This is a genomic window from Stenotrophomonas sp. DDT-1, from assembly GCF_001580555.1.
Lineage (GTDB): Bacteria > Pseudomonadota > Gammaproteobacteria > Xanthomonadales > Xanthomonadaceae > Stenotrophomonas > Stenotrophomonas sepilia.
This window is the reverse complement of the sequence record NZ_LEKR01000030.1, coordinates 13,445-36,457: the sequence shown is the minus strand read 5'-3', so window position 1 is coordinate 36,457 and position 23,013 is coordinate 13,445. Positions and strand designations below refer to the sequence as shown.

At 64.1% G+C, this 23,013-nt stretch carries 23 protein-coding genes; 11 read left to right on the top strand and 12 right to left on the bottom strand.

Annotated elements, in window-relative coordinates; translation table 11 throughout:
• Window positions 1-76: 76 nt before the first annotated feature.
• The 6 genes from AB839_RS14405 to AB839_RS14380 all read left to right on the top strand — a co-directional run bounded on the left by AB839_RS14405 (window position 77) and on the right by AB839_RS14380 (window position 5,610).
• Window positions 77-547: a F0F1 ATP synthase subunit B gene (locus AB839_RS14405; RefSeq protein ID WP_005419512.1), complete on the top strand. Its 471-nt coding sequence runs from the start codon at window positions 77-79 to the stop codon at window positions 545-547.
• Window positions 548-549: 2 nt separating this feature from the next.
• A complete protein-coding gene (locus AB839_RS14400) occupies window positions 550-1,077 on the top strand; it encodes a F0F1 ATP synthase subunit delta (RefSeq protein ID WP_005411131.1) in 528 nt (175 codons plus the stop codon).
• Between the two features lie 44 nt (window positions 1,078-1,121).
• Window positions 1,122-2,669, top strand: coding sequence for a F0F1 ATP synthase subunit alpha (atpA, locus tag AB839_RS14395; protein WP_005419511.1), 1,548 nt, complete (start codon window positions 1,122-1,124; stop codon window positions 2,667-2,669).
• 97 nt (window positions 2,670-2,766) lie between these two features.
• Window positions 2,767-3,630: a F0F1 ATP synthase subunit gamma gene (gene atpG, locus AB839_RS14390; RefSeq protein WP_061479887.1), complete on the top strand. Its 864-nt coding sequence runs from the start codon at window positions 2,767-2,769 to the stop codon at window positions 3,628-3,630.
• A gap of 37 nt (window positions 3,631-3,667) precedes the next feature.
• Window positions 3,668-5,074, top strand: a complete 1,407-nt coding sequence (gene atpD / locus AB839_RS14385) for a F0F1 ATP synthase subunit beta (protein WP_005419510.1) — start codon at window positions 3,668-3,670, stop codon at window positions 5,072-5,074.
• A gap of 113 nt (window positions 5,075-5,187) precedes the next feature.
• Window positions 5,188-5,610: a F0F1 ATP synthase subunit epsilon gene (locus AB839_RS14380; protein ID WP_005419509.1), complete on the top strand. Its 423-nt coding sequence runs from the start codon at window positions 5,188-5,190 to the stop codon at window positions 5,608-5,610.
• A gap of 84 nt (window positions 5,611-5,694) precedes the next feature.
• Here the strand turns inward: AB839_RS14380 and AB839_RS14375 are convergent, their stop codons facing one another.
• Complete coding sequence (locus tag AB839_RS14375) at window positions 5,695-6,078, bottom strand: GtrA family protein (RefSeq protein ID WP_061479886.1); 384 nt, start codon at window positions 6,076-6,078, stop codon at window positions 5,695-5,697.
• A gap of 83 nt (window positions 6,079-6,161) precedes the next feature.
• On the opposite strand from AB839_RS14375, the gene glmU reads away from it, so the two are divergent.
• On the top strand, window positions 6,162-7,529 hold the full coding sequence (gene glmU, locus AB839_RS14370) for a bifunctional UDP-N-acetylglucosamine diphosphorylase/glucosamine-1-phosphate N-acetyltransferase GlmU (protein ID WP_061479885.1): 1,368 nt from the start codon (window positions 6,162-6,164) through the stop codon (window positions 7,527-7,529).
• The gene (locus tag AB839_RS14365; RefSeq protein ID WP_061479884.1) at window positions 7,498-8,031 is read left to right on the top strand and encodes a GNAT family N-acetyltransferase; all 534 of its coding nucleotides are present in this window, start codon (window positions 7,498-7,500) and stop codon (window positions 8,029-8,031) included. The genes glmU and AB839_RS14365 overlap by 32 nt, the downstream gene beginning before the upstream one ends.
• Window positions 8,032-8,087: 56 nt before the next feature.
• Here AB839_RS14365 and AB839_RS14360 read toward each other — a convergent pair whose 3' ends face one another.
• The 7 genes from AB839_RS14360 to AB839_RS14330 form a co-directional block, all read right to left on the bottom strand.
• Window positions 8,088-9,440 (bottom strand): HAMP domain-containing sensor histidine kinase, encoded by a 1,353-nt coding sequence (locus tag AB839_RS14360; RefSeq protein WP_061479883.1) that lies wholly within the window; start codon window positions 9,438-9,440, stop codon window positions 8,088-8,090.
• On the bottom strand, window positions 9,437-10,783 hold the full coding sequence (locus AB839_RS14355; RefSeq protein ID WP_061479882.1) for a sigma-54 dependent transcriptional regulator: 1,347 nt from the start codon (window positions 10,781-10,783) through the stop codon (window positions 9,437-9,439). The genes AB839_RS14360 and AB839_RS14355 overlap by 4 nt, the downstream gene beginning before the upstream one ends.
• A gap of 123 nt (window positions 10,784-10,906) precedes the next feature.
• Entirely contained in the window at window positions 10,907-11,293 is a 387-nt protein-coding gene (locus AB839_RS14350; protein ID WP_061479881.1) for a PDZ domain-containing protein, read from the bottom strand.
• A 1-nt stretch (window position 11,294) separates the two neighbouring features.
• On the bottom strand, window positions 11,295-12,512 hold the full coding sequence (locus tag AB839_RS14345; protein WP_061479880.1) for an FtsX-like permease family protein: 1,218 nt from the start codon (window positions 12,510-12,512) through the stop codon (window positions 11,295-11,297).
• 20 nt (window positions 12,513-12,532) lie between these two features.
• Complete coding sequence (locus AB839_RS14340; protein ID WP_049435876.1) at window positions 12,533-13,831, bottom strand: ABC transporter permease; 1,299 nt, start codon at window positions 13,829-13,831, stop codon at window positions 12,533-12,535.
• 10 nt (window positions 13,832-13,841) lie between these two features.
• Complete coding sequence (locus tag AB839_RS14335; RefSeq protein WP_014038558.1) at window positions 13,842-14,567, bottom strand: ABC transporter ATP-binding protein; 726 nt, start codon at window positions 14,565-14,567, stop codon at window positions 13,842-13,844.
• Between the two features lie 28 nt (window positions 14,568-14,595).
• Window positions 14,596-15,873, bottom strand: coding sequence for an efflux RND transporter periplasmic adaptor subunit (locus AB839_RS14330; RefSeq protein ID WP_061479879.1), 1,278 nt, complete (start codon window positions 15,871-15,873; stop codon window positions 14,596-14,598).
• A gap of 203 nt (window positions 15,874-16,076) precedes the next feature.
• Between AB839_RS14330 and glmS the strand changes: the two genes are divergently transcribed.
• Complete coding sequence (glmS, locus tag AB839_RS14325; RefSeq protein ID WP_061479878.1) at window positions 16,077-17,915, top strand: glutamine--fructose-6-phosphate transaminase (isomerizing); 1,839 nt, start codon at window positions 16,077-16,079, stop codon at window positions 17,913-17,915.
• A 276-nt stretch (window positions 17,916-18,191) separates the two neighbouring features.
• Here glmS and AB839_RS14320 read toward each other — a convergent pair whose 3' ends face one another.
• From AB839_RS14320 to AB839_RS14305, 4 genes are all read right to left on the bottom strand, one after another.
• A complete protein-coding gene (locus tag AB839_RS14320) occupies window positions 18,192-18,743 on the bottom strand; it encodes a toll/interleukin-1 receptor domain-containing protein (protein ID WP_061479877.1) in 552 nt (183 codons plus the stop codon).
• 22 nt (window positions 18,744-18,765) lie between these two features.
• Window positions 18,766-20,229, bottom strand: coding sequence for an SIR2 family protein (locus AB839_RS14315; RefSeq protein ID WP_061479898.1), 1,464 nt, complete (start codon window positions 20,227-20,229; stop codon window positions 18,766-18,768).
• Window positions 20,230-20,268: 39 nt separating this feature from the next.
• Window positions 20,269-20,772 carry a TIR domain-containing protein gene (locus tag AB839_RS14310; RefSeq protein WP_061479897.1) on the bottom strand — a complete coding sequence of 168 codons (504 nt, stop codon included), beginning with the start codon at window positions 20,770-20,772 and terminating at the stop codon, window positions 20,269-20,271.
• 594 nt (window positions 20,773-21,366) lie between these two features.
• The gene (locus AB839_RS14305; RefSeq protein ID WP_061479876.1) at window positions 21,367-21,768 is read right to left on the bottom strand and encodes a hypothetical protein; all 402 of its coding nucleotides are present in this window, start codon (window positions 21,766-21,768) and stop codon (window positions 21,367-21,369) included.
• Window positions 21,769-22,126: 358 nt separating this feature from the next.
• On the opposite strand from AB839_RS14305, the gene AB839_RS21580 reads away from it, so the two are divergent.
• Together AB839_RS21580 and AB839_RS14300 are read left to right on the top strand one after the other, a co-directional pair.
• On the top strand, window positions 22,127-22,270 hold the full coding sequence (locus AB839_RS21580; protein WP_156476669.1) for a hypothetical protein: 144 nt from the start codon (window positions 22,127-22,129) through the stop codon (window positions 22,268-22,270).
• Window positions 22,271-22,375: 105 nt separating this feature from the next.
• The gene (locus AB839_RS14300; RefSeq protein ID WP_082783353.1) at window positions 22,376-22,903 is read left to right on the top strand and encodes a pectinesterase family protein; all 528 of its coding nucleotides are present in this window, start codon (window positions 22,376-22,378) and stop codon (window positions 22,901-22,903) included.
• The last annotated feature ends 110 nt before the right edge of the window (window positions 22,904-23,013 follow it).

The following is a 23,013-nucleotide window of genomic DNA, read 5'->3' as shown; positions in this document are numbered from 1 at the left end:
GCACCCGGTTTCGGATGAAGGCCGGATGTGCCGCTTCGGCGGCGCGTCCACCCCGAAACCAGCGATCGAGCTAACCATGAATATCAATTTCACCCTTCTTGCGCAGGCGCTGGCCTTCGCTGGTCTGATCTGGATCATCGCGACCAAGATCTGGCCGCCGCTGATGAACGCGATCGAAGAGCGCCAGCAGAAGATTGCTGAAGGCCTCGCTGCTGCCGACCGCAGCCAGAAAGATCTGGCCCAGGCGCAGGAGAAGGTCAACGAAGCGCTGAAGGAAGCCCGCACCAAGGCCAACGAGATCATCGATCAGGCCCATGCGCGTGCCAACCAGATCGTTGATGCTGCCCGCAACGAAGCGATCACCGAAGCCACCCGTCAGAAGGAACTGGCCCAGGCTGAAATCGACGCCGCCGCCAACCGTGCCCGTGAAGATCTGCGCAAGCAGGTGTCCGCGCTGGCCGTGACCGGTGCCGAAAAGCTGCTCAAGCGCGAAATCGACGCCAACGCCCACAAGGCGCTGCTCGACGAGCTGGCCTCGGAGATCTAAGGATGAGCCAGGCCCTCACGCTTGCCCGCCCGTACGCCCGCGCCGCGTTCGCGACCGCGCGCGACGAAGGCGCGTTCGCGCCGTGGTCGGACGCCCTGGCGTTCTCCGCCCACGTCGCCGCCGATCCGCGCGTGGCGGCCCTGCTCGCCAACCCGGAGCTGGGTCGTGACGACGCCGTCGCCCTGCTGGCGCCGGTGTCCCACGGCGAGACCTACTCGCGCTTCCTGGCCATCCTGGCCGAATCGCATCGCCTGCCGCTGCTGCCGGAAATCTCCGGCATGTTCGACGCCCTGCGCGCCGAAGCCGAGCACGTGGTCAAGGCCACCGTCACCTCGGCTGCCGAACTGTCGGCCGGTGAACTGGACGCGATCAAGGTAGCGCTGCGCAAGCGCTTCAACCGCGAGGTCGACGTGACCACCGCGGTCGATGCCTCGCTGATCGGCGGCGCCGTGATCGACGCCGGCGACGTGGTCATCGATGGTTCGCTGAAGGGCAAGCTGGCCCGTCTGCAGACCGCGCTCGCTAACTGAATTCATTTAACGTCCGGCCCCGCTGCCGGCACTAGGACTTGACGATGGCAACCACGCTCAACCCCTCCGAAATCAGCGAACTGATCAAGAACCGCATCGAGAAGGTCAAGCTGGCCGCGGAATCGCGCAACGAAGGCACCGTGACCAGCGTGTCCGACGGCATCGTGCGCATCTTCGGTCTGGCCGACGTGATGCAGGGCGAAATGATCGAACTGCCGAACAACACCTTCGCACTGGCCCTGAACCTGGAGCGCGACTCGGTCGGCGCCGTGGTCCTGGGTGACTACGAGCACCTGCGCGAAGGCGATGTCGCCAAGACCACCGGCCGCATCCTGGAAGTGCCGGTCGGTCCGGAACTGCTGGGTCGCGTCGTGAACGCGCTGGGCGAGCCGATCGACGGCAAGGGCCCGCTGGGCACCGACCTGACCGCTCCGGTGGAGCGCGTTGCTCCGGGCGTGATCTGGCGCAAGTCGGTCGACCAGCCGGTGCAGACCGGTTACAAGTCGGTCGACTCGATGATCCCGATCGGCCGTGGTCAGCGCGAGCTGATCATCGGTGACCGCCAGACCGGCAAGACCGCCATGGCGATCGATGCGGTGATCAACCAGAAGGGCACCGGCATCAAGTGCGTGTACGTTGCGATCGGCCAGAAGGCTTCGACCATCGCCAACATCGTGCGCAAGCTGGAAGAGAACGGCGCGCTGGCCCACACCATCGTGGTGGCCGCGACCGCTTCCGAATCGGCTGCCATGCAGTACATCAGCGCCTACTCGGGCTGCACCATGGGTGAGTACTTCATGGACCGCGGCGAAGACGCGCTGATCGTGTACGACGATCTGTCCAAGCAGGCTGTCGCCTACCGCCAGATCTCGCTGCTGCTGAAGCGCCCGCCGGGCCGCGAAGCCTACCCGGGTGACGTGTTCTACCTGCACTCGCGCCTGCTGGAACGCGCTGCCCGCGTGTCCGAGGAATATGTCGAGAAGTTCACCGAAGGCAAGGTCACCGGCAAGACCGGTTCGCTCACCGCGCTGCCGATCATCGAAACCCAGGCCGGCGACGTGTCCGCGTTCGTTCCGACCAACGTGATCTCGATCACCGACGGCCAGATCTTCCTGGAAACCGACCTGTTCAACGCCGGCATCCGCCCGGCCGTGAACGCCGGTATCTCGGTGTCGCGCGTCGGTGGCTCGGCCCAGACCAAGATCATCAAGAAGCTGTCGGGCGGCATCCGTATCTCGCTGGCCCAGTACCGTGAACTGGCTGCCTTCGCGCAGTTCGCCTCGGACCTGGACGAAGCGACCCGCAAGCAGCTGGAGCGTGGCCAGCGCGTCACCGAGCTGATGAAGCAGAAGCAGTACGCGCCGATGTCGATCGCCAACCAGGCGCTGTCGATCTACGCCGTCAACGAGGGTTACCTCGACGACGTGCCGGTCAACAAGCTGCTGGCGTTCGAAGAAGGCCTGCACGCCCACTTCGCCAACACCCAGGGCGAGCTGATCAGCAAGGTCAACGCCACCGGCGGTTGGGACAACGACATCGAAGGTGCCTTCAAGAAGGGCATCGCCGAGTTCAAGACCACCGGCAGCTGGTAATCGCGGTCCTGTAGAGCGGAGTCACCGGCTCCGCTGGACCAGATGACAAACGGTTGAACAACGCGGGGCATCAGCCCCGCGCCACGGGAAACAAGAGATGGCAAGCGGACGCGAAATCAAAACCAAGATCAAGAGCGTGCAGAACACCCGCAAGGTGACGCGCGCCCTGGAAATGGTCTCGGCCTCCAAGATCCGCAAGGCGCAGGATCGGATGAAGACCTCGCGTCCGTACGCGCAGGCGATGAAGCAGGTGATCGGTCACCTGGCCCAGGCCAGCACCGACTACCAGCATCCGTTCCTGGTCGAGCGTGAGCAGGTAAAGCGGGTCGGTTTCATCGTGATCTCCTCCGATCGCGGTCTGGCCGGCGGCCTGAACAACAACCTGTTCCGCAAGATGCTGGGCGAAGCCAAGGCATGGCAGGACAAGGGTGCCGAAGTGGACCTGGTGACCATCGGCCAGAAGGCATCGACCTTCTTCCGCCGCGTGAAGGTCAACATGGTCGGCAGCGTGACCCACATCGGCGACGTGCCGAAGCTGGAATCGCTGATCGGTGTGATCAAGGTCATGCTCGACGCCTTCACCGAAGGCAAGATCGACCGCGTGTACCTGGTCTACAACCGCTTCGTGAACACCATGGTGCAGAGGGCCAGCTTCGATCAGCTGCTGCCGCTGCCGCCGGCCGAGAAGCAGGTCGCTCACCACGACTGGGACTACCTGTACGAACCCGATGCCGCGACCGTGCTGGAGCACGTGATGACGCGTTACATCGAGTCGCTGGTGTACCAGGCACTGCTGGAAAACGTCGCCTCCGAGCATGCCGCACGCATGGTTGCGATGAAGGCGGCGAGCGACAACGCCAACAAGCTGATCGGCACCCTGCAGCTCGTCTACAACAAGGCGCGCCAGGCAGCGATCACCCAGGAAATCTCCGAAATCGTCGGCGGCGCGGCAGCAGTCTGACCGCGTTCGTTCAAAGCACACATTAGAGGATGCAGCAATGAGTCAGGGCAAGATCGTTCAGATCATCGGCGCGGTCGTCGACGTCGAATTCCCGCGTGAATCGGTGCCGAAGGTGTACGACGCACTGAAGGTCGAAAACACCGAGATCACCCTCGAAGTCCAGCAGCAGCTGGGCGACGGCGTGGTGCGTACCATCGCCCTCGGTTCCACCGACGGCCTGAAGCGCAACCTGGTTGCCGTCAACACCGGCCGCGGCATTTCGGTGCCGGTCGGCGCCGGCACCCTGGGCCGCATCATGGACGTGCTGGGCCGTCCGATCGACGAAGCCGGCCCGGTCGCTGCCAGCGACAACTGGGAAATCCACCGCGCTGCGCCGTCGTATGAAGACCAGTCCCCGGCCACCGAGCTGCTGGAAACCGGCATCAAGGTCATCGACCTGATGTGCCCGTTCGCCAAGGGCGGCAAGGTCGGCCTGTTCGGCGGCGCCGGCGTCGGCAAGACCGTCAACATGATGGAGCTGATCAACAACATCGCCAAGGCGCACAGCGGCCTGTCCGTGTTCGCCGGCGTGGGTGAGCGTACCCGTGAGGGCAACGACTTCTACCACGAAATGAAGGACTCCAACGTCCTGGACAAGGTGGCGATGGTGTACGGCCAGATGAACGAGCCGCCGGGCAACCGCCTGCGCGTCGCGCTGACCGGCCTGACCATGGCCGAGTACTTCCGCGACGAGAAGGACGAAAACGGCAAGGGCAAGGACGTCCTGTTGTTCGTCGACAACATCTACCGCTACACCCTGGCCGGTACCGAAGTGTCGGCACTGCTGGGCCGTATGCCGTCCGCAGTGGGTTACCAGCCGACCCTGGCCGAGGAAATGGGCGTCCTGCAGGAGCGCATCACCTCGACCAAGAACGGCTCGATCACCTCGATCCAGGCCGTCTACGTTCCCGCGGACGACCTGACCGACCCGTCGCCGGCGACCACCTTCGCCCACCTGGACTCGACCGTCACCCTGTCGCGTTCGATCGCCTCGCTGGGTATCTACCCGGCCGTCGATCCGCTGGACTCCACCAGCCGCCAGATGGACCCGCTGGTCATCGGCCACGAGCACTACGACACCGCCCAGCGCGTCCAGCAGACCCTGCAGAAGTACAAGGAACTGAAGGACATCATCGCGATCCTGGGCATGGACGAACTGTCCGAAGAGGACAAGCAGGCCGTGTCGCGCGCCCGTAAGATCGAGCGCTTCTTCAGCCAGCCGTTCCACGTGGCCGAAGTGTTCACCGGTTCGCCGGGCAAGTACGTGCCGCTGAAGGACACCATCCGTGGCTTCAAGGCCATCGTCGATGGCGAGTACGACCACCTGCCGGAGCAGGCGTTCTACATGGTCGGCGGCATCGAAGAAGCGGTCGAGAAGGCCAAGAAGATGGCCGAGAAGGCCTGATCCGGGACGGGCAGGAGCGATCCTGGCCGACCTGACGCCGGCGCCGGGCAACCGCCCGCGCCGGTGGACCCCCACGGTGGCATTGCGCCGCCGCCAACAGCGAAGAGATTTGCATGAGCACGATCCGTTGCGACATCGTCAGCGCCGAGCAGGAAATCTTCCGTGGCGAAGCGACCCTGGTCGTGGCCACCGGTGAGCTGGGCGAACTGGGCATCGCGCCCAAGCACGCGCCGCTGATCACCCGCCTGAAGCCGGGCAAGGTGGTGGTGACCACGCCGAACGGCGAGCAGCTGGATTTCGCCATTTCCGGCGGCATCCTGGAAGTGCAGCCGCAGGTGGTGACCGTGCTGGCCGACACCGCGATCCGCGCGCAGGACATCGACGAAGCCTCGGTCCGCAAGGCCAAGGAAGAAGCCGAGCGCATCCTGGCCAACCGCGGCGAAGCGATGGAAGTGGCCGAAGCCCAGCAGAAGCTGGCTGAAGCCGTCGTCCAGCTGCAGGCACTGGAACGCCTGCGCAAGAATCTCAAGCACTGAGGTTCGCGCTGCACCCACGAGAACGCCGGCCCTGTGCCGGCGTTTTTGTTTCTGCTGGCAGCGCCGGGGCGTGTGTCGGTGGTATCAGCGATACACCACATGGCGCATCAACAGGAACGACACGCATGCCAGCCCGCCTTCCACCAGCGGCTTGGCCAGCCACGTGTACTGCAGGCCCAGCGCCTGGTCGACCAGGCTGACCAGCAGCGTGCTCGCTGCCGTCAGCAGCAGCCACAGCCCGAAGAAGCGTGCGAAGCGCTTCCATCCCAGCTTGCCGGCACCGGCCTCGGCAAAGGTGTAGCGGCCGTTGAGCCAGAAGCCCAGCAGCATGCCGGCCAGGCGACCGGCGATGTTGGCCGGCGCAACCGGCATGCCCAGCGCGGTGGCGACCACGAACACCAGCCAATCGACCAGCAGCTGCACGAGCCCGATCACAAGGTAGGTGCTTCCCTGGCGGAGCAGGCTCATCAGCATGGTGAAGGAGGAGGGATGCCCATGTTAACGGCCCACGCTCTAGAATCACCGGCAACGAACTACGGACTGCTGCTCCCATGACCCAAGCCCTGCACGTCATCATCCTCGCCGCCGGCGCCGGCAAGCGCATGAAGTCGGTGCTGCCGAAGGTGCTGCAGCCGATCGCCGGCCAACCGATGCTGGCGCACGTGATCGATGCGGCCCGCGAGCTGCAGCCGGCGGCCATCCACGTGGTTTACGGCCATGGTGGCGAGGCGGTGCGTCAGTACTTCGCCGGCCAGCCCGACCTGCAGTGGGCCGAACAGGCCCAGCAGCTCGGTACCGGCCACGCAGTGGCGCAGGCAATGCCGCAGGTTCCCGACGCTGCGCAGGTGCTGGTGTTGTACGGCGATGTGCCGCTGATCCGCGCGCATACCCTGCGCGACCTGCTGGCGCAGCCGGGGCGGCTGGCAGTGCTGGTGGCCGATGTCGATGACCCGAGCGGTTACGGCCGGGTGCTGCGCGATGCAGAGGGAAGGGTGGGCGCCATCGTCGAGCAGAAGGACGCCACCGACGACCAGCTGCGCGTGCGCACGATCAACACCGGCATCATCGCCGCAGAGTCGACCGCGCTGCGCCGCTGGTTGTCGCAGCTGTCCAACAGCAATGCGCAGGGCGAGTACTACCTTACCGATGTGTTCGCGTTTGCCGCGCATGAGTACACCCCGGCCGAGATGGCCCTGGTCGCCGATGCACAGGAGGCTGAGGGCGCGAATGATCCGTGGCAGCTGTCGCAGCTGGAACGCGCCTGGCAGCGCCGTGCGGTGCGTGCGCTGTGCGCTCAGGGCGCGCGCGTGCGCGACCCGGCACGCCTGGATATCCGTGGCACCGTCACCGTGGGCAGCGACGTGCTGATCGATGTCGACGTTGTTCTTGAAGGCAACGTCGTGCTCGGAGACGGCGTTACCGTAGGCCCGTTCAACCGGCTGAAGGACGTCAACCTGGGGCCCGGCACCGAAGTGCGCGCGCATTGCGACCTGGAAGGCGTGGTGACCGAAGGTGCCGCGCAGATCGGCCCGTTCGCACGCTTGCGGCCGGGTACCGTGCTGGCCGATGGCGTACACGTCGGCAACTTCGTCGAAACCAAGAAGGTCACCCTCGGCGTCGGCAGCAAGGCGAACCATCTCACCTACCTGGGTGACGCGGTGATCGGCAGCAGGGTGAACATCGGTGCCGGCACCATCACGTGCAACTACGATGGCGTGAACAAGTCGACCACCACCATCGGCGACAACGCCTTCATCGGCTCCAACAGCTCGCTGGTGGCGCCGATCACCATCGGCGAGGGCGCGACCATCGCTGCCGGGTCGGTCATCACCCGCACCGCGCCGGACGGCAAGCTGACGCTGGCACGTGCACGACAGGAAACCATCGATGGCTGGAAGCGCCCGGTCAAGAAGTCCTGAGCCACGGGTGCCGCGCACCGATGAGCTGGGTGTGCTGCCGGCGATCGAACAGCGTGCAGGTGAACTGCTGAGGGGCCACGAGGCCTATCCGGTGTTTGCCGGCCACGGCCTGGACCTGCCGACGCTGCAGGACGGTCGTGAGCGTGGACAGCTCTGGGTGGTGGATGGCGCCGGCGGCGGCATTGCCGGCTACCTGCTGGCCGGCGACCTGGCAGGCGAGTTCCATGTCCTGCAGATGGATGTGGATCCAGCGCACGCGCGTCGTGGCCATGGCCGTGCATTGCTGCGGCATGCCTTGGCGCAGGCCAGGGCCACCGGCTTTGCTGCAGCGGTGCTGACCACCTTGAGCGATGTGCCGTGGAATGCAGCCTTCTATGCCAGCGAAGGATTCGTTGAAGTGCCGGAGGCGGAGTGGAATGATGGCCTGCGCGCCGTCATGGCCGAAGAGGCTGCGCTCGGGTTTCCGATGCACCTGCGGGTGGCGATGCGGCGGGTCTGGTAGGTGCCGACCCTGGTCGGCACATCCACGCATGGCGTGGATCTACCCGATCGGCACGCTCACCCCACCGGCAACAGGATCGACACGCACAGCCCGCCATCACCGCGGTTCTGCAGCGACACCCGCCCACCGTGCGCCTCCACGATCTCTCGGGTCAGTGCCAGTCCCAACCCGGTACCGTTGCGCTTGGTCGAATAGAACGGCATCAGTGCGTTCTGCAGCACCTGCTCGTTCATGCCCTTGCCACGGTCCAGCACATCCAGGCGCAGCCATTGCGGCAACCGCGTCAGCTGCACCTGCACGTCATCATTGGGCGGATCGGCTTCGGCACAGGCTTCATGCGCGTTCTTCAGCAGGTTCAACAGCGCCTGCCCGAACTGCGCGATGTCGATCCGGCTGCTCAGTTCCTCCTCCGGTTCACGTTCCATGCTGAACGGAATCTGCTGGCGCAGGCTGGACAGGAAGGGCGCCCAGTGCACGGTCTGCAGTTGCGGTTGCGGCAGCTTGGCGAAGCGCGCATAGCCACGGATGAATCCTTCCAGGTGGCGCGCGCGGTCTTCGATGGTGGTGAAGATCTCCGGCAGCCGATCGAAGCGCTCGCGCTGCACCAGCACGCCACCGGAGTGGGCCAACGAGGCGATCGGTGCCAGTGAGTTGTTGAGCTCGTGGCTGATCACCCGGATCACCTTCTTCCACGTCTGCACTTCCTGGCGGCGCAGTTCGGCGGTGAGCAGGCGTACCAGCAGCAGGTCGTGCGGGCGGCCGTTGAGCTGGAAAGATCGGCGTGAAAGGTGATAGACCTGTTCGTCGTCCTCATCGCCGTCTTCGCCTTCCGCATGCACCGCGAACAGGCTGTCGCCGCCACGGGCGATGGCATCGCGCAGCTCGACCGGCACCTGTTCCAGCACCTCTTCCAGGCGCTGGCCTTCCAGCTTCCAGCCGCCATGCAGCAGCTTGCGCGCGGCCAGGTTGGAGAACACCACGCGGGCGATGCCATCGCCGCCGGAAGCAATCAGCAACATCGCCACCGGGGTGTTCTGCACCATGGTGTCCAGCAGCAGTTCGCGCTGCACCAGGCCCTGCCGCTGCTCGCGCAGCACGTCGCCCAGTTCGCGGTGCGCCTGCACCAGGTCACCCAGTTCGTCGTTGCCCGGCCAGTACACACCGAAGTTGTACTCGCCGTCGCGGTAGCTGCTGGTGGTGCCGGCCAAGGCGCGCATCAATGAGCGTACCGGCGCGGTGGCACGGCGCAGGGTCCACCACATCAGCGACAGCAGGATCAGCGCCGACACCGTGGTCACCACCCAGCCGTGGTCCATCCAGTAGGCCAGCAGCCACGGCAACGCGGCGGCCAGCGCCAGCACCGGCAGCAGGCGCAGGAACAGGCGGAAGGTGAACGAGCGGCGTTTCATTCGCGTGGGATGCCGTGCCGGTCCATGCGCCGGTACAGTGCCTGGCGGCTCAGGCCGAGTTCGGCGGCGGCCTGGGCGATGACGCCGTGGTTGCGCGCCAGCACATCCTCGATGCGCGCACGGTCAGGATCAGTGCCGGCACTGGCTGCCGGTCGCGGCGCAGGTGCGGCGCGCGGCAGGTTCAGGTCGGCCACTTCGATGCGGTTGCCGGTCGCCAGCAGCTCGGCCCGCTGGATCACGTTGCGCAGTTCGCGCACGTTGCCGGGCCAGGGGTGCCGTTGCAAGGCCGCGGTGGCGGCGCTGGAAAGTGGCTTGCCGGCGGTCAGGAAGCGCTCGGCCAGGGGCACGATGTCGCCCGGGCGCTCGGCCAATGGTGGCAGGACCAGTTCCACCGTATTGAGGCGGTAGTACAGGTCTTCGCGGAAGGTGCCGTCGCGGATCATCGCCGGCAGGTCGGCATTGGTCGCGCTGACCACGCGGACTTTGACCTGGCGCTCGCGGTTGGAGCCCAGGCGCTCGAAGCGGCCGGTTTCCAGCACGCGCAGCAGCTTCATCTGGCCGCCCAGCGACAGGTTGCCGATCTCGTCCAGGAACAGCGTTCCGCCGTCGGCGGCTTCGAACTTGCCCTCGCGTGCCTTGTTGGCGCCGGTATATGCGCCGGCTTCGGCACCGAACAGTTCGGCCTCGATCAGTTCCGAGGGCAGGGCGCCGCAGTTGACCGTGATGAACGGGCCCTTGGCCACCAGTGAATTGGCCTGGATGATCTGCGCGATCTTCTCCTTGCCAGCCCCGTTGGGGCCGGTGATCAGCACCGGCAGTTCGGAGCGCGCGACCTGGCAGGCCAGCGCGATGATGCGCTCGCTGGCCGGATCGGCGAAGACCGCACCACACAGCTCGTACTTTTCTTCCAGCGCATTGCGCTGGCGCAGCTCACGACTGCGACGACGGTCCAGCTCGCGCCGCGCCTCGGACAGCTCGAGCAGGTTGTTGACCGTGGTCAGCAGCTTGCGGTCGTCCCAGGGCTTGGCCAGGTAGTCGGCGGCGCCGGCCTTGACCAGGTCCACCGCACTGCTCAGGTGGGTCCAGGCGGTGAGCAGGATCACCGGCAGGTCCGGGTGGCGCGCGCGGATCTGTGCGAACAGGTCTTCGCCTTCTTCGCCGGATGTGGTGTCCTCGCTGAAATTCATGTCCTGGATCACCAGGTCGACCGGCTGCGACTCGAGCAGGGCCAGCCCTTCGGCCGGGCTCTGCGCCTGCAGGGTGTCGATGTCATGCAGGGAGAACAGCACGTCCAGCGCGGTGCCCACGCTGGCGTTGTCGTCGATGATCAGGATCGAAGGCATCAAGCAGTTCTGCAGAAAGGGATGGGCGGCGCCGATGGAGCCGTGTTCGTATCCATACGCCGGGAGAGCCCGGCGCCACCCATCAAGCATAGCCAAAGCCGTGGCGACGAGGGCGGGCTGGTTTCAGCGCCGCGCTGGTGGAGGCGGTGGTGCCGGCGGTGCCGGAGCGACCAGCGCCAGCCGCCATGAGGCGGCGTCCACCGGGACGGTGAGCTCGCGTTTGTCGCGGCGCAGCAACAGGTACGCAGTCGGGGCACTGGAATGCCGCAGCGCATCGGCAAGATGCTCGATCCGCCGCACAGCCGTATCGTCCAGGCGCAGGATGCGGTCGCCGCTGCGCACGCCGAAGCGGGCTTCCGGACGCGCGGCGTCCACCCGTACCTGGCCCTCGGTCGAGCGCAGCGCCAGGCGGGCATCATCCTGGCGCCATTCCAGCGTCTGCGAGCTGCCACCGCCGGCCAGCGCCGGCAGTGGCAGCAGTGCCATCAACAGCACCCGGCAGGCACGCATCTCACGCGCCCCGCGTGGCAACTGCGGGCGGGACCGCCGCCGCGCGCCGGGCCGGTCCGAACACCGCGACCTGGCCCAGCACCCACAGCAGCAGCGCACCCAGCGGCAGGTAGTACAGCGGCATGCGTGGCAGCTCGTACAGGTTCATCAGTGCCAGATTGATCGCGTAGGCTGCCAGCATGCCCAGCACGATCCCCAGCGAGGCCAGCAGGAAGTTCTCGGTCTGGAAGTAGCGCAGGATCTGCCCGCGGGTGGCACCGAGTGCGCGGCGGATGCCGATCTGCTTGCTGCGCTGCTGCACCCAGAAGCTGGCCAGGCCGATGATGCCCAATGCGGTGACCACCAGCAGCGAGATGCTGACGGTGATCAGCAGGCCAACCATCGCGCGGTCGTTCTTGAAGAAGTCCTTGCGCTGGTCTTCATAGGTCAGCTTGTCGCGCATCAGCCGGTTGGGATCGTTGCGTTCCAGCGCGGCGGCACCGGCATCGAGGACCTCCTGGCGGCGCTCTGGCGAAGTGCGCAGCACATAGGTGCCACCTTCATCGAAGGTGCGCCGCATGGGCAGCAGCATCGAGTTGGTCCAGTTGTCATTCCAGCCATTGGGCGTGCTGAGCGTGTCGACGATGCCGACCACATGCAGCGGCTGCTTGCCCATGTAGTAGGTCTTGCCCAGCGCACTGCCGCTGGGTTCCATCTTGGCGGCGGTGGCCTGGGTGAAGATCACCGGAATCGCCTTTTCCTTGGCGCCGCCCTTGCTGGCGTCTTCGAAGTTCTGGTATTCGTCGGGCAGGAAATCGCGGCCTGCGATCAGGTTGATGCCCATCGTGGCCAGCCCGTTCTCGGACAGGGTGTACATCGAGGCGTTGGTGGTCGGCCGTTCCTGGTCGACCTCGCGCGAGATGCTGCTGCTGGAGGAGCCGTTGCGGAAGGGAACCTGGTTGATGATGGTGACGTTGCTGACGCCAGGAATTGCGCGCAGCGATGCCAGGTCCTCGCGGGTGCGGGCCATGGCATCGGTCTGCTTGCCGATGCCGCTGACGCGCAGCATCACCAGTTCGTTCTCGGCGATGCCGCTGGGCATGCTGATCTTCTCCACGCGCTGGCTGACCAGGAACAGCGCGTTGCAGACGATGGCGCAGGTCAGTGCGACTTCCAGCACGATCAGGGCAGCGGCAGTCTTGTGCCGGCGCAGCGTGCTGATGATGGGGCGGATGTCCATGGGAGTCCTCGTTCGGGTGCTTACTGCGACTTGAGCTGGATGGCCGGAGTGACCTGCATGGCGCGCCAGGCAGGCAGGAAACCGGCGGCAAGGCTGGCGAACAGGGTCAAGCCCAGCGCAAGCAGCAGCATGTTGCCGTCCAGGTGGGCCAGCTTTGCGTACTCCACCGGTTGCTGGCGCACCGCGAACAGGCCGAGCAGGGCCAGGCCGATGCCCAGCACGCCACCGACCACGCCGACCGCACCTGCTTCCACCAGGCATTGCAGGAAGATCTGGCCGCGGCTGGCACCGAGCGCGCGGCGTACGCCGATCTCACCGCTGCGACGCAGGAACTTGGCCAGCAGCAGGCCCACCGTGTTGACCAGGCAGACACCCAGGAAGCCCAACGCCAGCCACAGCTGCAGGCGCACGTCGCTGGGCACCGCGCCGTTGAAGTCCAGCCATTCCATCACGGTGCGCAGGCGCACGTTCGGCGGATGCTTGAAGCGGCCGGCCTCGCGCTGCTGGGTCGAGTAGTTCTCCAGGTAACGACGGTAGTCGCCAGCCTTGGCCGGGTCCATCTCCACCCAGTACTGCAGCCACGCGCACGGTGCGTTGAGCGAGTAGCTGTTGCCGTCCGGATTCTCGCCGAAGCAGTTCATGTTGCCGTTGTTGCCCAGCTTCAGGTCGAAGGAGGTGGAGATCGGCAGCAGCAGGTCTTCGTTCTTGCCGTAGCTGCCAGTGGTCAGGTCGTAGAAGTGCGGCTCCGGGCTCCATTCCTTCATCACGCCGACGATGCGGTAGCTCTGGCCTTCCATGCGCAGGTCGCGGCCCACGCTGTTGGCGCCCTGGTACAGCTTGTCATTGAGCGCCTTGGAGATGACCACCACGCGCGCACGGCCTTCATCGTCCTCGCGCGTCCAAGGGCGGCCGTACTGCATGGGCACCTCGAACATCGGAAAGAAGTCGGCCGAGGTCCAGCGGGTGTCGATGCTGAAGGGCTTGAGGGTGCTGTTGTCCGGTTCGATGGTGCCGCCGCCGCCGCTCATCAGCGCCTGGCGCTCGCCCTTGGCTTCGCGCAGCAGGGCTTCACCGTCGAAGCGGGTCAGCTGGGTTTCCGGTTCCTCGCCGGCGACGTAGGCGCCGGTCGCGGCGTCGAGCTGGACGTAGAACAGGCGGTCGCTCTTGCCGGGAATCGGGTCACCGGACAGCACGTGGAACACGGTCAGGGTGGTCATCGAGGCGCCGATGCCGAGGGCGATGGCAACCACCATCAGCGCGGTCAGGACCTTGTTGCGGCGGAAGCTGCGCACCGCCAGTCGGGCGTAGTAGGCGAACATGGTGGGGCCCTCACTCGTTGACGGCGACGATGTGGCGCGGCGGCGTGGCCAGCACCGGCTCGCGCACCAGGTCGGTCACCTGGCCATCGACGATGTGCACGTTGCGCTGCGCGCGCGCGGCCAGTTCCGGATCGTGGGTGACCATCACGATGGTGGTGCCGGCAGCGTTGATCTCCTCCAGCAGCTCCATCACGCCGCGGGCCATCTGCGTGTCCAGGTTGCCGGTCGGTTCGTCGGCCAGCAGCAGGCGCGGGCTGCCTGCCAGGGCACGTGCGATCGCCGCGCGCTGCTGCTGGCCGCCGGACAGCTCGTTCGGGTAGTGCTTCATGCGCGAGCCGAGGCCGACCTGGGTCAGCGCCTTCTCGATGCGTTCGCGGCGCTCGTTGGCGCTCATCTTGCGATAGCGCAGCGGCACGTCGACGTTGTCGAACAGGTTCAGGTCGGGGATCAGGTTGAAGCCCTGGAAGATGAAGCCGATCTTCTGGTTGCGCAGGCGGCTGCGGGCGTCGTCGCCCAGTGTGCTCACGTCCTGGCCGTCCAGCATGTAGGTGCCACTGGTGAAGGTTTCCAGCAGGCCGGCGATGTTGAGGAAGGTGGTCTTGCCGGAGCCTGACGGGCCGGTGACGGCGACGAACTCACCTTCCTTGACCTGCAGTTCCAGCGAGCGCAGTGCGTGGGTTTCCACCTGTTCGGTGCGGAAGACCTTGGCGACCGAACGCATTTCGAGCATGTACATGGGGTGTCCTCTCTCCAGGATTCAGGTATCAGTTGACGGAGACGCGTTCGGCGTCCTTGAACAGGTCGCTGCCGGAGACCACGATGCGGTCGCCCGGCTGCACACCCGACTTGATTTCCACTTCGCCCAGGCTGCTGACGCCCAGTTCCACCGGGCGGCGCACGGCGGTGCGGCCATCCATCACGTAGGCCATGCCGTTGCCCTGTTCGACGAACGGGCCGCGCTCGACCTTCAGCACGTTCTTGCGGGTATCGAGCAGCACGCGCACCGACATCCGCTGGCTCTGGCGCAGGCCTTCCGGCTGCGCGCTGGCGAAGCGCACGCGGGCGTTGACCTCGCCGTTGACCACTTCCGGCGACACCGCGCTGATCTCGCCCGGGAACGGCTGGCCGTTGCCACCGGTCAGCTGGGCGGGCATGCCGATCGCCAGGTCGCGGGCGAAGCTCTCCGGCACCTTGATCTCGACCTCGAACTTGGACAGGTCGACTACGCCCAGCACCGGCGCGTTGGCGGCCAGGTTGGTGGACTGCACGGCCTGCACCTGGCCGACCTGGCCATCGAAGGGCGCGCGCAGGGTCAGCGCATCGACCTGGCGCTGCACTTCGGCCACCACCGCTTTCTGGCGGTCGGCCAGCAGGCGCTTGTTGCGGGCATCCAGGTCGGCGCCCTGGCTCTGCAGGCGCGCATCGGTGGTGGCATTGGCCAGGGCGATGTCGGCTTTCTTCAGCGAATCCTTGGCCTTGGCCAGGTCGATCTGCGGTACCGCACCGCCGTCGTAACCGCGCTGGTAGCGCTGCAGGTCGCGGTCGGCGGCCTGCCGCTCGATGGTGGCCTGGTCGGTTTCCTTGCGCGACTTGGCGCGGGCCAGGGTGGCGTCCAGCGCGGCGCGGCTGGCCTCGGCTTCCAGGCCGGCCAGCGTTGCCTGTTCCTGGGCCAGCTTGCTGCGCAGTTCCGGGCTGTCGATGATCGCCAGCTCCTGGCCCTTCTTGACCACGTCACCGGCGACGACCTTCAGGTCCACGGTACCGGCCGAGATCGCGTACAGGATCGGGCTGTTGGCGGCGATCACGCGGCCGTCGGCAGCGATGTCACGGACCAGGTCGCCCCGCTTCACCTCGGCGATGCGCACGCGGCTGCTGTCGAAGGAGCGACTGGCGTTGGACCAGGCGTGCACGGCCCAGCCGATGCCGGCGAGTAGCACGATGGCGCCCAGTGCCGGCCAGCGGTAGCGGTGCCAGCTTGCGCGGGTGGTGCCGGCCGGGGCGGAGGAAACGATCTGGTCCTGTGCGGAAGTGTCGCGGATCATCGGGTGCGTGCCTGACGGTGGTAGCCAGTACCAAGCACGTAGCGTGCCAAGTTTATTTCCTTTCAGGTCAATGGGTTGGGGGTTTCGGGGAAGTGTCCGGGTGTCCGCGGACACCTTTCCGGACACTTTCATTAAGCGGACAGGAGGGGGAAGCCGGACACGCAGGCTAGAATGCGGCAATCGTCTTCAAGGAAACGCGTGACATGTGTGGAATCGTGGGTGCGATCGCCGATCGCGACGTAGTACCGGTACTGATCGAGGGTCTGAAGCGCCTTGAATACCGTGGCTACGATTCCTCGGGCATCGCCGTGATCGACCAGAGCGAGCGTCCGGAAGTCCGCCGGGTGCGTCGTACCGGCCGCGTGTCGGAAATGGCCATGGCGGCCGAGGCTGAGGGCTTCAATGCGGTGCTGGGCATCGGCCACACCCGCTGGGCCACCCACGGCGGTGTCACCGAGGCCAATGCACATCCGCACATCAGCCACGGTGTGGCCCTGGTGCACAACGGCATCATCGAGAACCACGAAGAGCAGCGCGAGAAGCTGCGCGCGCTGGGCTACACGTTTGAATCGCAGACCGATACCGAAGTCATCGCGCACCTGATCCATCATCATCTGAAGGATGGCGACGATCTGCTGGTGGCACTGCAGCACACGGTGAAGGAACTGACCGGTGCCTATGCGCTGGCCGTGGTCAGCCGTGCCGAGCCGGAGCGCTTCGTCTGCGCGCGCATGGGCTGCCCGCTGCTGGTCGGCCTGGGCGAGGGCGAGAACTTCGTTGCCTCCGACGTCTCGGCGGTGATCTCGGCCACGCGCAAGGTGATCTTCCTGGAAGAGGGCGACACCGCCGAGATCCGGCGTGATGGCGTGCGCATCTTCGACGAGCACGACCAGCCGGTCGAGCGCGATGTGCACCTGTCCGACGTGTCGCTGGCATCTCTGGAGCTGGGCCCGTACCGCCACTTCATGCAGAAGGAAATCCACGAGCAGCCGCGCGCGCTGGGCGACACCATCGAGGCGGCGATCGATGCCGGTGGTTTCCCGGCCGGGCTGTTCGGCAAGAACGCCGAAGCGGTGCTGTCGGGCATCGAAGGCGTGCAGATCATTGCCTGCGGCACCAGCTACTACGCCGGCCTGACCGCGCGCTACTGGATCGAAGCCATCGCCGGCCTGCCATGCAGCGTGGAAATCGCCAGCGAGTACCGCTATCGCGCGGCCTACGCGAACCCCAAGCATCTGATCGTGACCATCTCGCAGTCCGGCGAAACGCTGGATACGATGGAAGCGCTGAAGTACGCCAAAACGCTGGGCCACCAGCACACGCTGTCGATCTGCAACGTGCCGGAAAGTGCGATTCCGCGCGCCAGCGAACTGGTCTGCTACACCCGCGCCGGTGCCGAGATCGGCGTGGCCTCGACCAAGGCCTTCACCACCCAGCTGGCCGCACTGTTCCAGCTGACCGTGGTGCTGGGCAAGCTGCATGGCCGCATCGACGCGGCGCAGGAAGCGGACTACCTGGAACAGCTGCGCTTCCTGCCGGGCAGCGTGCAGCACGCCCTGAACATGGAGCCACAGATCGCCGCCTGGGCCGAGCGTTTCGCGCGCAAGAGCAGCGCATTGTTCCTGGGCCGCGGCCTGCATTACCCGATCGCGCTGGAGGGCGCGCTCAAGCTCAAGGAAATCTCCTACATCCACGCCGAGGCCTACCCGGCCGGTGAGCTGAAGCATGGTCCGCTGGCGCTGGTGGACGAGGACATGCCGGTGGTGGTGATCGCGCCGAACGACAGCCTGCTGGAGAAGGTGAAGTCGAACATGCAGGAAGTGCGTGCGCGTGGTGGCGAGCTGTTCGTGTTCGCCGACCAGGACAGCAACTTCAATGAGTCCGAAGGCGTACATGTGATCCGCACGCCGCGTCATGCGGGCGTGCTCAGCCCGATCGTGCACACCATCCCGGTGCAGCTGCTGGCCTACCACACCGCGCTGGCACGCGGCACCGACGTGGACAAGCCGCGCAACCTGGCCAAGAGCGTGACGGTGGAGTAAGGCGGTCCGAGCTAATGGCGGCCGGTAGTCAGACGAAGTGATTAGTCCAACTTATACCCGTCCATGGATGCCTTGGAATAGTTAGTCAAACTGAGATCGCAAGGGCGAATCGATTCGCAACTACCTTCTCAAGAAGCTGGGGCCATCGAGGAGCGATGCGGCCAAGAATCTATAGATGTCGATCGAAGGAGGGGGCGTCAGCCCTCCTCCTATCTTTCATGTCCCTCGTGGACCAATGTGCGGCGCATGCGCTGAGCACGCGACGTTAATCCGATATCAGTACCCTGCGAGCCACTTGCTCAGCTTAATGGCGGTGTTACGTCTGGCATCAAGCACCATCCAAAGCTCATTCTCATATCCTGTGAGCTTCCCCCATACGATTCGATGGTATAAGCCCAGATACTCCCAGCTTGCCCAGTTGTCCTCGTGCGTTCTTTCCGAGGCTGGAAATAGGGCGATGTTCGCCAAGCCCTTTTCGCCGTCTGCAACTCCCAGCTCCCAGGGTACCCAGCGACTTTCTTTGCTGTTCTCAGAGGCAAGTAGGACAAAGCGCTGGTTCTGACTTATTCGCTGTTTGAGTAGTGCTGCAGTCGCTGCAGTCGTGTAAGGCGGCATCAGAGGGTCTACTTCATCGATGTAGACCCTAGCACCATGGTTGTAGAGTATTTCCATGGCTCCTTCAAGCAGCTCCTTATCTTTGCTGGAATGCGACAGGAACGTGCTCGTGCCCCTGGATGATGCAACCGAATCCAAAAGTCGCTGACGATCACTATGTGATTTCGCGGCCGAGATGTCTCGAAGCTCAGCCTTGGTTACGTTCCGTGCCATCTACACCTTCCTTGTTGGGTATTCAGCGAGCGAGCGCTATCCGGTCAATGATCTTGAACAGCATGGAGACTAGATCGCGACGTCCTTCTTGACTATCAAGTAGTGCCGGAGAAGAGAGCGCTACTAGCTCTTCATCTGTAGGTCTCTGAGCATCCTGACCAGATGAGGCGAGCTCTGATCCAAGCAGTTGACTGCTGATTTTCTGAGCGGCGCCACCTGTGGCTCCCACGGGAAGTAGGAATACGCCTGCATGCATAGCGACTTCAGATTCACGTTCTACTCCCTGAGCAACTTCCAGCGCGCCGTCAACCATCTTGGCGCCGCCTATGAAAATGGCGATGCCTGATTGTCTTGCGAGTTCTATCCGCAGCGCGTCCCACTCTTCTTGGTTGGGCTGGGTGCCCGTCAATGGCTGAGGAAAAGGTCTCGCGATCAGCCGTCTTTCAAGGTCCCACCCGCCACTCAAGCGCAGTGCCGCCAAGAATCCCGACAATGACGCTGACCCGACCAATAGACCGGCTCCGCTTACCAGATGCCTCCCGGATTCACCGATTCGCCGGCCGATGTCCTCGGCCAGCGCGTGGATGGCAGCGGACTCAGAGCCCCCTCTCTCAAGGGGCCAACTGCCACTCACCCAGATTCTGCGCGCAGAAACTCGTCTCTCAATTTGACGCAGTAGTGCGGGAATCTCAGCGTAGTCACTGACCTCCACCGCAAGCAGCCCATATCGCTTCAGATCCTTCGTCCATAGCCTGTGCTGAGCATTGCGTGCAGCAAACTCGCCTTCGCTAGTGAAGTCGGTCCTTTGGGGCGCACGCACGATGGCGAAGTGTTCTGGAGGCGCATCGGTGAAGCTTTCCCGGATCAGGGATAGGACATGGCGAATGTTTGGATCGGTGAAGCTGATGCCAATGAACAGCATGGACATGCTGGTCAGATGAGCTTGGAAGAGTGGCAGATACTGGCCACGCTTGGAGCGGAACAGCTCATAGTCGTCGGTAGATATGACGACATCGTCGAGCCGATTCACGGATCCATGCATTTTGTAGAGCAGCGCGGCGCCAGGCGTTGCCCTTAGTGCCAGATCCTTTGGGCCTGAGATGGCGTCGAGCGGTCGGCTGATGGATGCAAACGCACGCTCGACTAATCGATCGTAGTTGGTCGTCCAGATATGTCGGACCGGCAGGCGTGAGATGATCTGGACCGTCTCGGGAATCGGTTTGTCAGGCCCTATCTCGTTCTTGATGACCGTACGTACCCGAGTGGAGCCACCATTCTCCAAGATGCTCCATTGAGCGAGCGCCGCCAAGTCGTGGACATTCTTTGTGTCCACCTCCAGTTCCAAGGCGATGTCACGGAGTAACTCTGACCAAGATGGATAGCCGGCCGCCATCGAGACGCCGGCACCAACGAAGATCGCTCCCACGCCATCGTTCAATGCATCGGGATACTCACTGAGGAAACGGCTCAACGCCACTCTGTTCATTGTCATCGCTCATCCATTGCGAGGAAGTGTCCTTAAAGCTCAAGGCTTATAGTTGCTCCGGATTTCAATGGCCTCCTCAATCCATTGCTCAATGTTGGCCTGGATGTGTGCATAGACCGCCTTGCTGTCAGCGCCGACCGGCGTGACCAACTTGACATGGTCTGAAAGGGGCACCGTACCACTCTTGAGATGGACCTTATCGAAGGGGTTCAATCCGGCAGTAGAGGGACGTGAATCGTCATCGAGGAGCTTGTCGATGCGAATGCCAACGACGCCCTTGCCGGAGTTCCAGCCCTTGACGATTTCCGTTATAACCCAAGGCCGGTTTGCGGTCTCGGCGCCAACGAGTACGACTACGCAGGTCTTTCCAATCAGGCTCCTATCGATCCATTTTTCGATCTCATCGCTTCCGTTTTTCTTTACATCTTCCCATTCGTTGGCAGTGTAGAGCTTCTGGCCTTCCAACGAGCCCATGTTTCGGACCTGCTGCGTGCGCCAGAAATCATTGTTGAAGTGAAAGCTGAAGAAAACATTCCTTGCCATTGCGTAGCTCCTATGCGGTTCCAACCATATGTTGGTTCTGGTGAGATCAATGTAACTGCGGTTCATATGGAACGCCTGCAGACTCAGAGGCTAACGTCTTCCGCAATACGCAAGAAGTAGCCATCACTGCCTGCCTTACGAAGTTGGCCGTCGTCTGTGTAGCGGCCAACTCTCGATACTATGCTGTGCGCGGAGCGTGTTGAACTGGCCGCATGCTGAGAGCCTCAGGTTGAAACCCCTCTTGGTCCCCGTTGCACGAATTGAAGATGGTTATACGTCGGTCGTAAGTGAGTCGGGTTAATAAGATATGGATAGTATGTTGTCGTTGGTCCACTGCAAAGTGGAGAATTCATAACTAAAAGTCCAAATGAAGTGCTGCAGAGCTTGGCCAGTACCTTGGTGGCACATTAACGCCCGAATTTGGCCGTGTTTTCTCAAGCAATTGGGAGAGCAAAGCAACCTTGTACTGCTTCTGCCCGACCCGCTAAGGCCCGGCGAGCGGCGGTGCGGCTGGTGCTGCGCGGCCAACATCGGTGCCGTGGGGCTTGACTCTCCCAATATCGGTAGCGCCGGGCCATGCTTGGCAGAATAGCCTCAGGCGGCCTGCACCTGTACATCCACATATTCGGACAACCCGCGGCAGGCCAGCAGCAGCCCCTCGCGCACGTCGTTGCCTACCTGCTGCGCTTCGTCGCCATCCACACGCACTCTTTCGCTGGCGTGCAGTAGTTCCAGCAGCACGGTCAGTCCGGCATTGGCGCGGTTGATGCGTGCCAGGGCCATGCACTGCCCCGGGCTGCGACCTTTGCGCTGCAGCGGATGGCCGTCTGCGGCGTCCACCTGCCGGATGCGCTGCAGGCTGCCCAGCAGCGTGATGCCACCATCGCTCTGCTGGGCGGCAAGGGTGGTTTCTAGCGGCTGGGCAATCTCATCGGGCAGCGCGTTGGCGGCTTCGCCGAGCATGGCGAACAGATATGGGTAACGTGTGGTGCTCATGGCGGCTTCCTTATGCATGCGGCAAAGAGGCCACCCTGCTTAACAGCGAGGGTGGCGGACAGTGCGTGGTTGCAATACCGGTGAAGCATCTGACGAAAAAGCCGGCGGGCACGAGGCCCCCACGCACCGCCCGCCATAGGTGCGCGAGCAGAATGCCTGCCGGCGCCACCCACAGGGAATGAGCGACGCCGGCAGACAAGCGTAACCGCCAGACACTTCAAACGGGATTGCAAGCCCGTGCCATCCGTTTTCGGTGGCGGTATATGTTTCTCATGGATGGCCTTGCCCGCCAATGAGAAAAGTTGGAAAGCTCGAAAGTGTTGCAATACGTCGATTTGTTCCAAGCGCAGGGTGCGGCGTGCCGGTTGCGACAGCCGCTGCGTCCATCCTCAACTGGAACAACTACGCCGACCTGGTCAACCAGGTCTCCGGCAAGGCAATGCACACCAGTGGTTGGCCACGGTGTACGTCTTTGGCGATGAGTTCATCGCCGAATGCCTGACCATCGAAAGCACCTCAGGCAATGTCGGCCAGACCCTGGCGCTGTACGCCGGCCTGCCACGCAGGGGGCTTCCGCAACGTGCGCCTGCTTGGCAACTAGGACACGCTGTACACACATGAAGTCAGCGTGCTGCATTTCAAGGATTGCTATGTCGAAGGCACGCTGGATTTCATCTTCGGCGTGGCCACGGCGCTGTTCGATGACTGCACGATCGTGTCCAAGGGCAAGCTGGGCTGGATAGCTGCGGCCTCCACGCTGGAAGCACAGCGATTCGGCTACGTGTTTCGCCGCGTGCTGCAGCATGGCGAAGGCGCGGGTACCGCCCACCTGGGCCGGTCTTGGTGGCTGTTCGCGCGCACGCTGTTCCTGCAGTCCAACGTGGGCCTGCCCATCGTGCAGTCCGGTTGGCACAATTGGGACAAGCTCGATGCCGAACGTACCACTTACTACGGTGAGTTCGGCAGCGTCGGTGCCGGTGCCTTATCGGAAGAACGAGTGGCGTGTTCGCATCGCCTATCGGTGGCAGGGCCGCGCAGACCTCACCGAGACGATTCTTGGCAGCTGGCGGCCGTTCTCCTGACATTGCACGGCCGGGCGATTGTGCATGCGTCGGCCGCGAGGGGAGGAACTTGAGCGGCTTGAAAGGACGGCATTCAGCCTCGGTTTCAGCCGTGGTGCCATTCTCTGGATCGTCAGTTGGTTCCCACGACGAACTGTCCTATCGATGCCGGTAGTGACCGAGG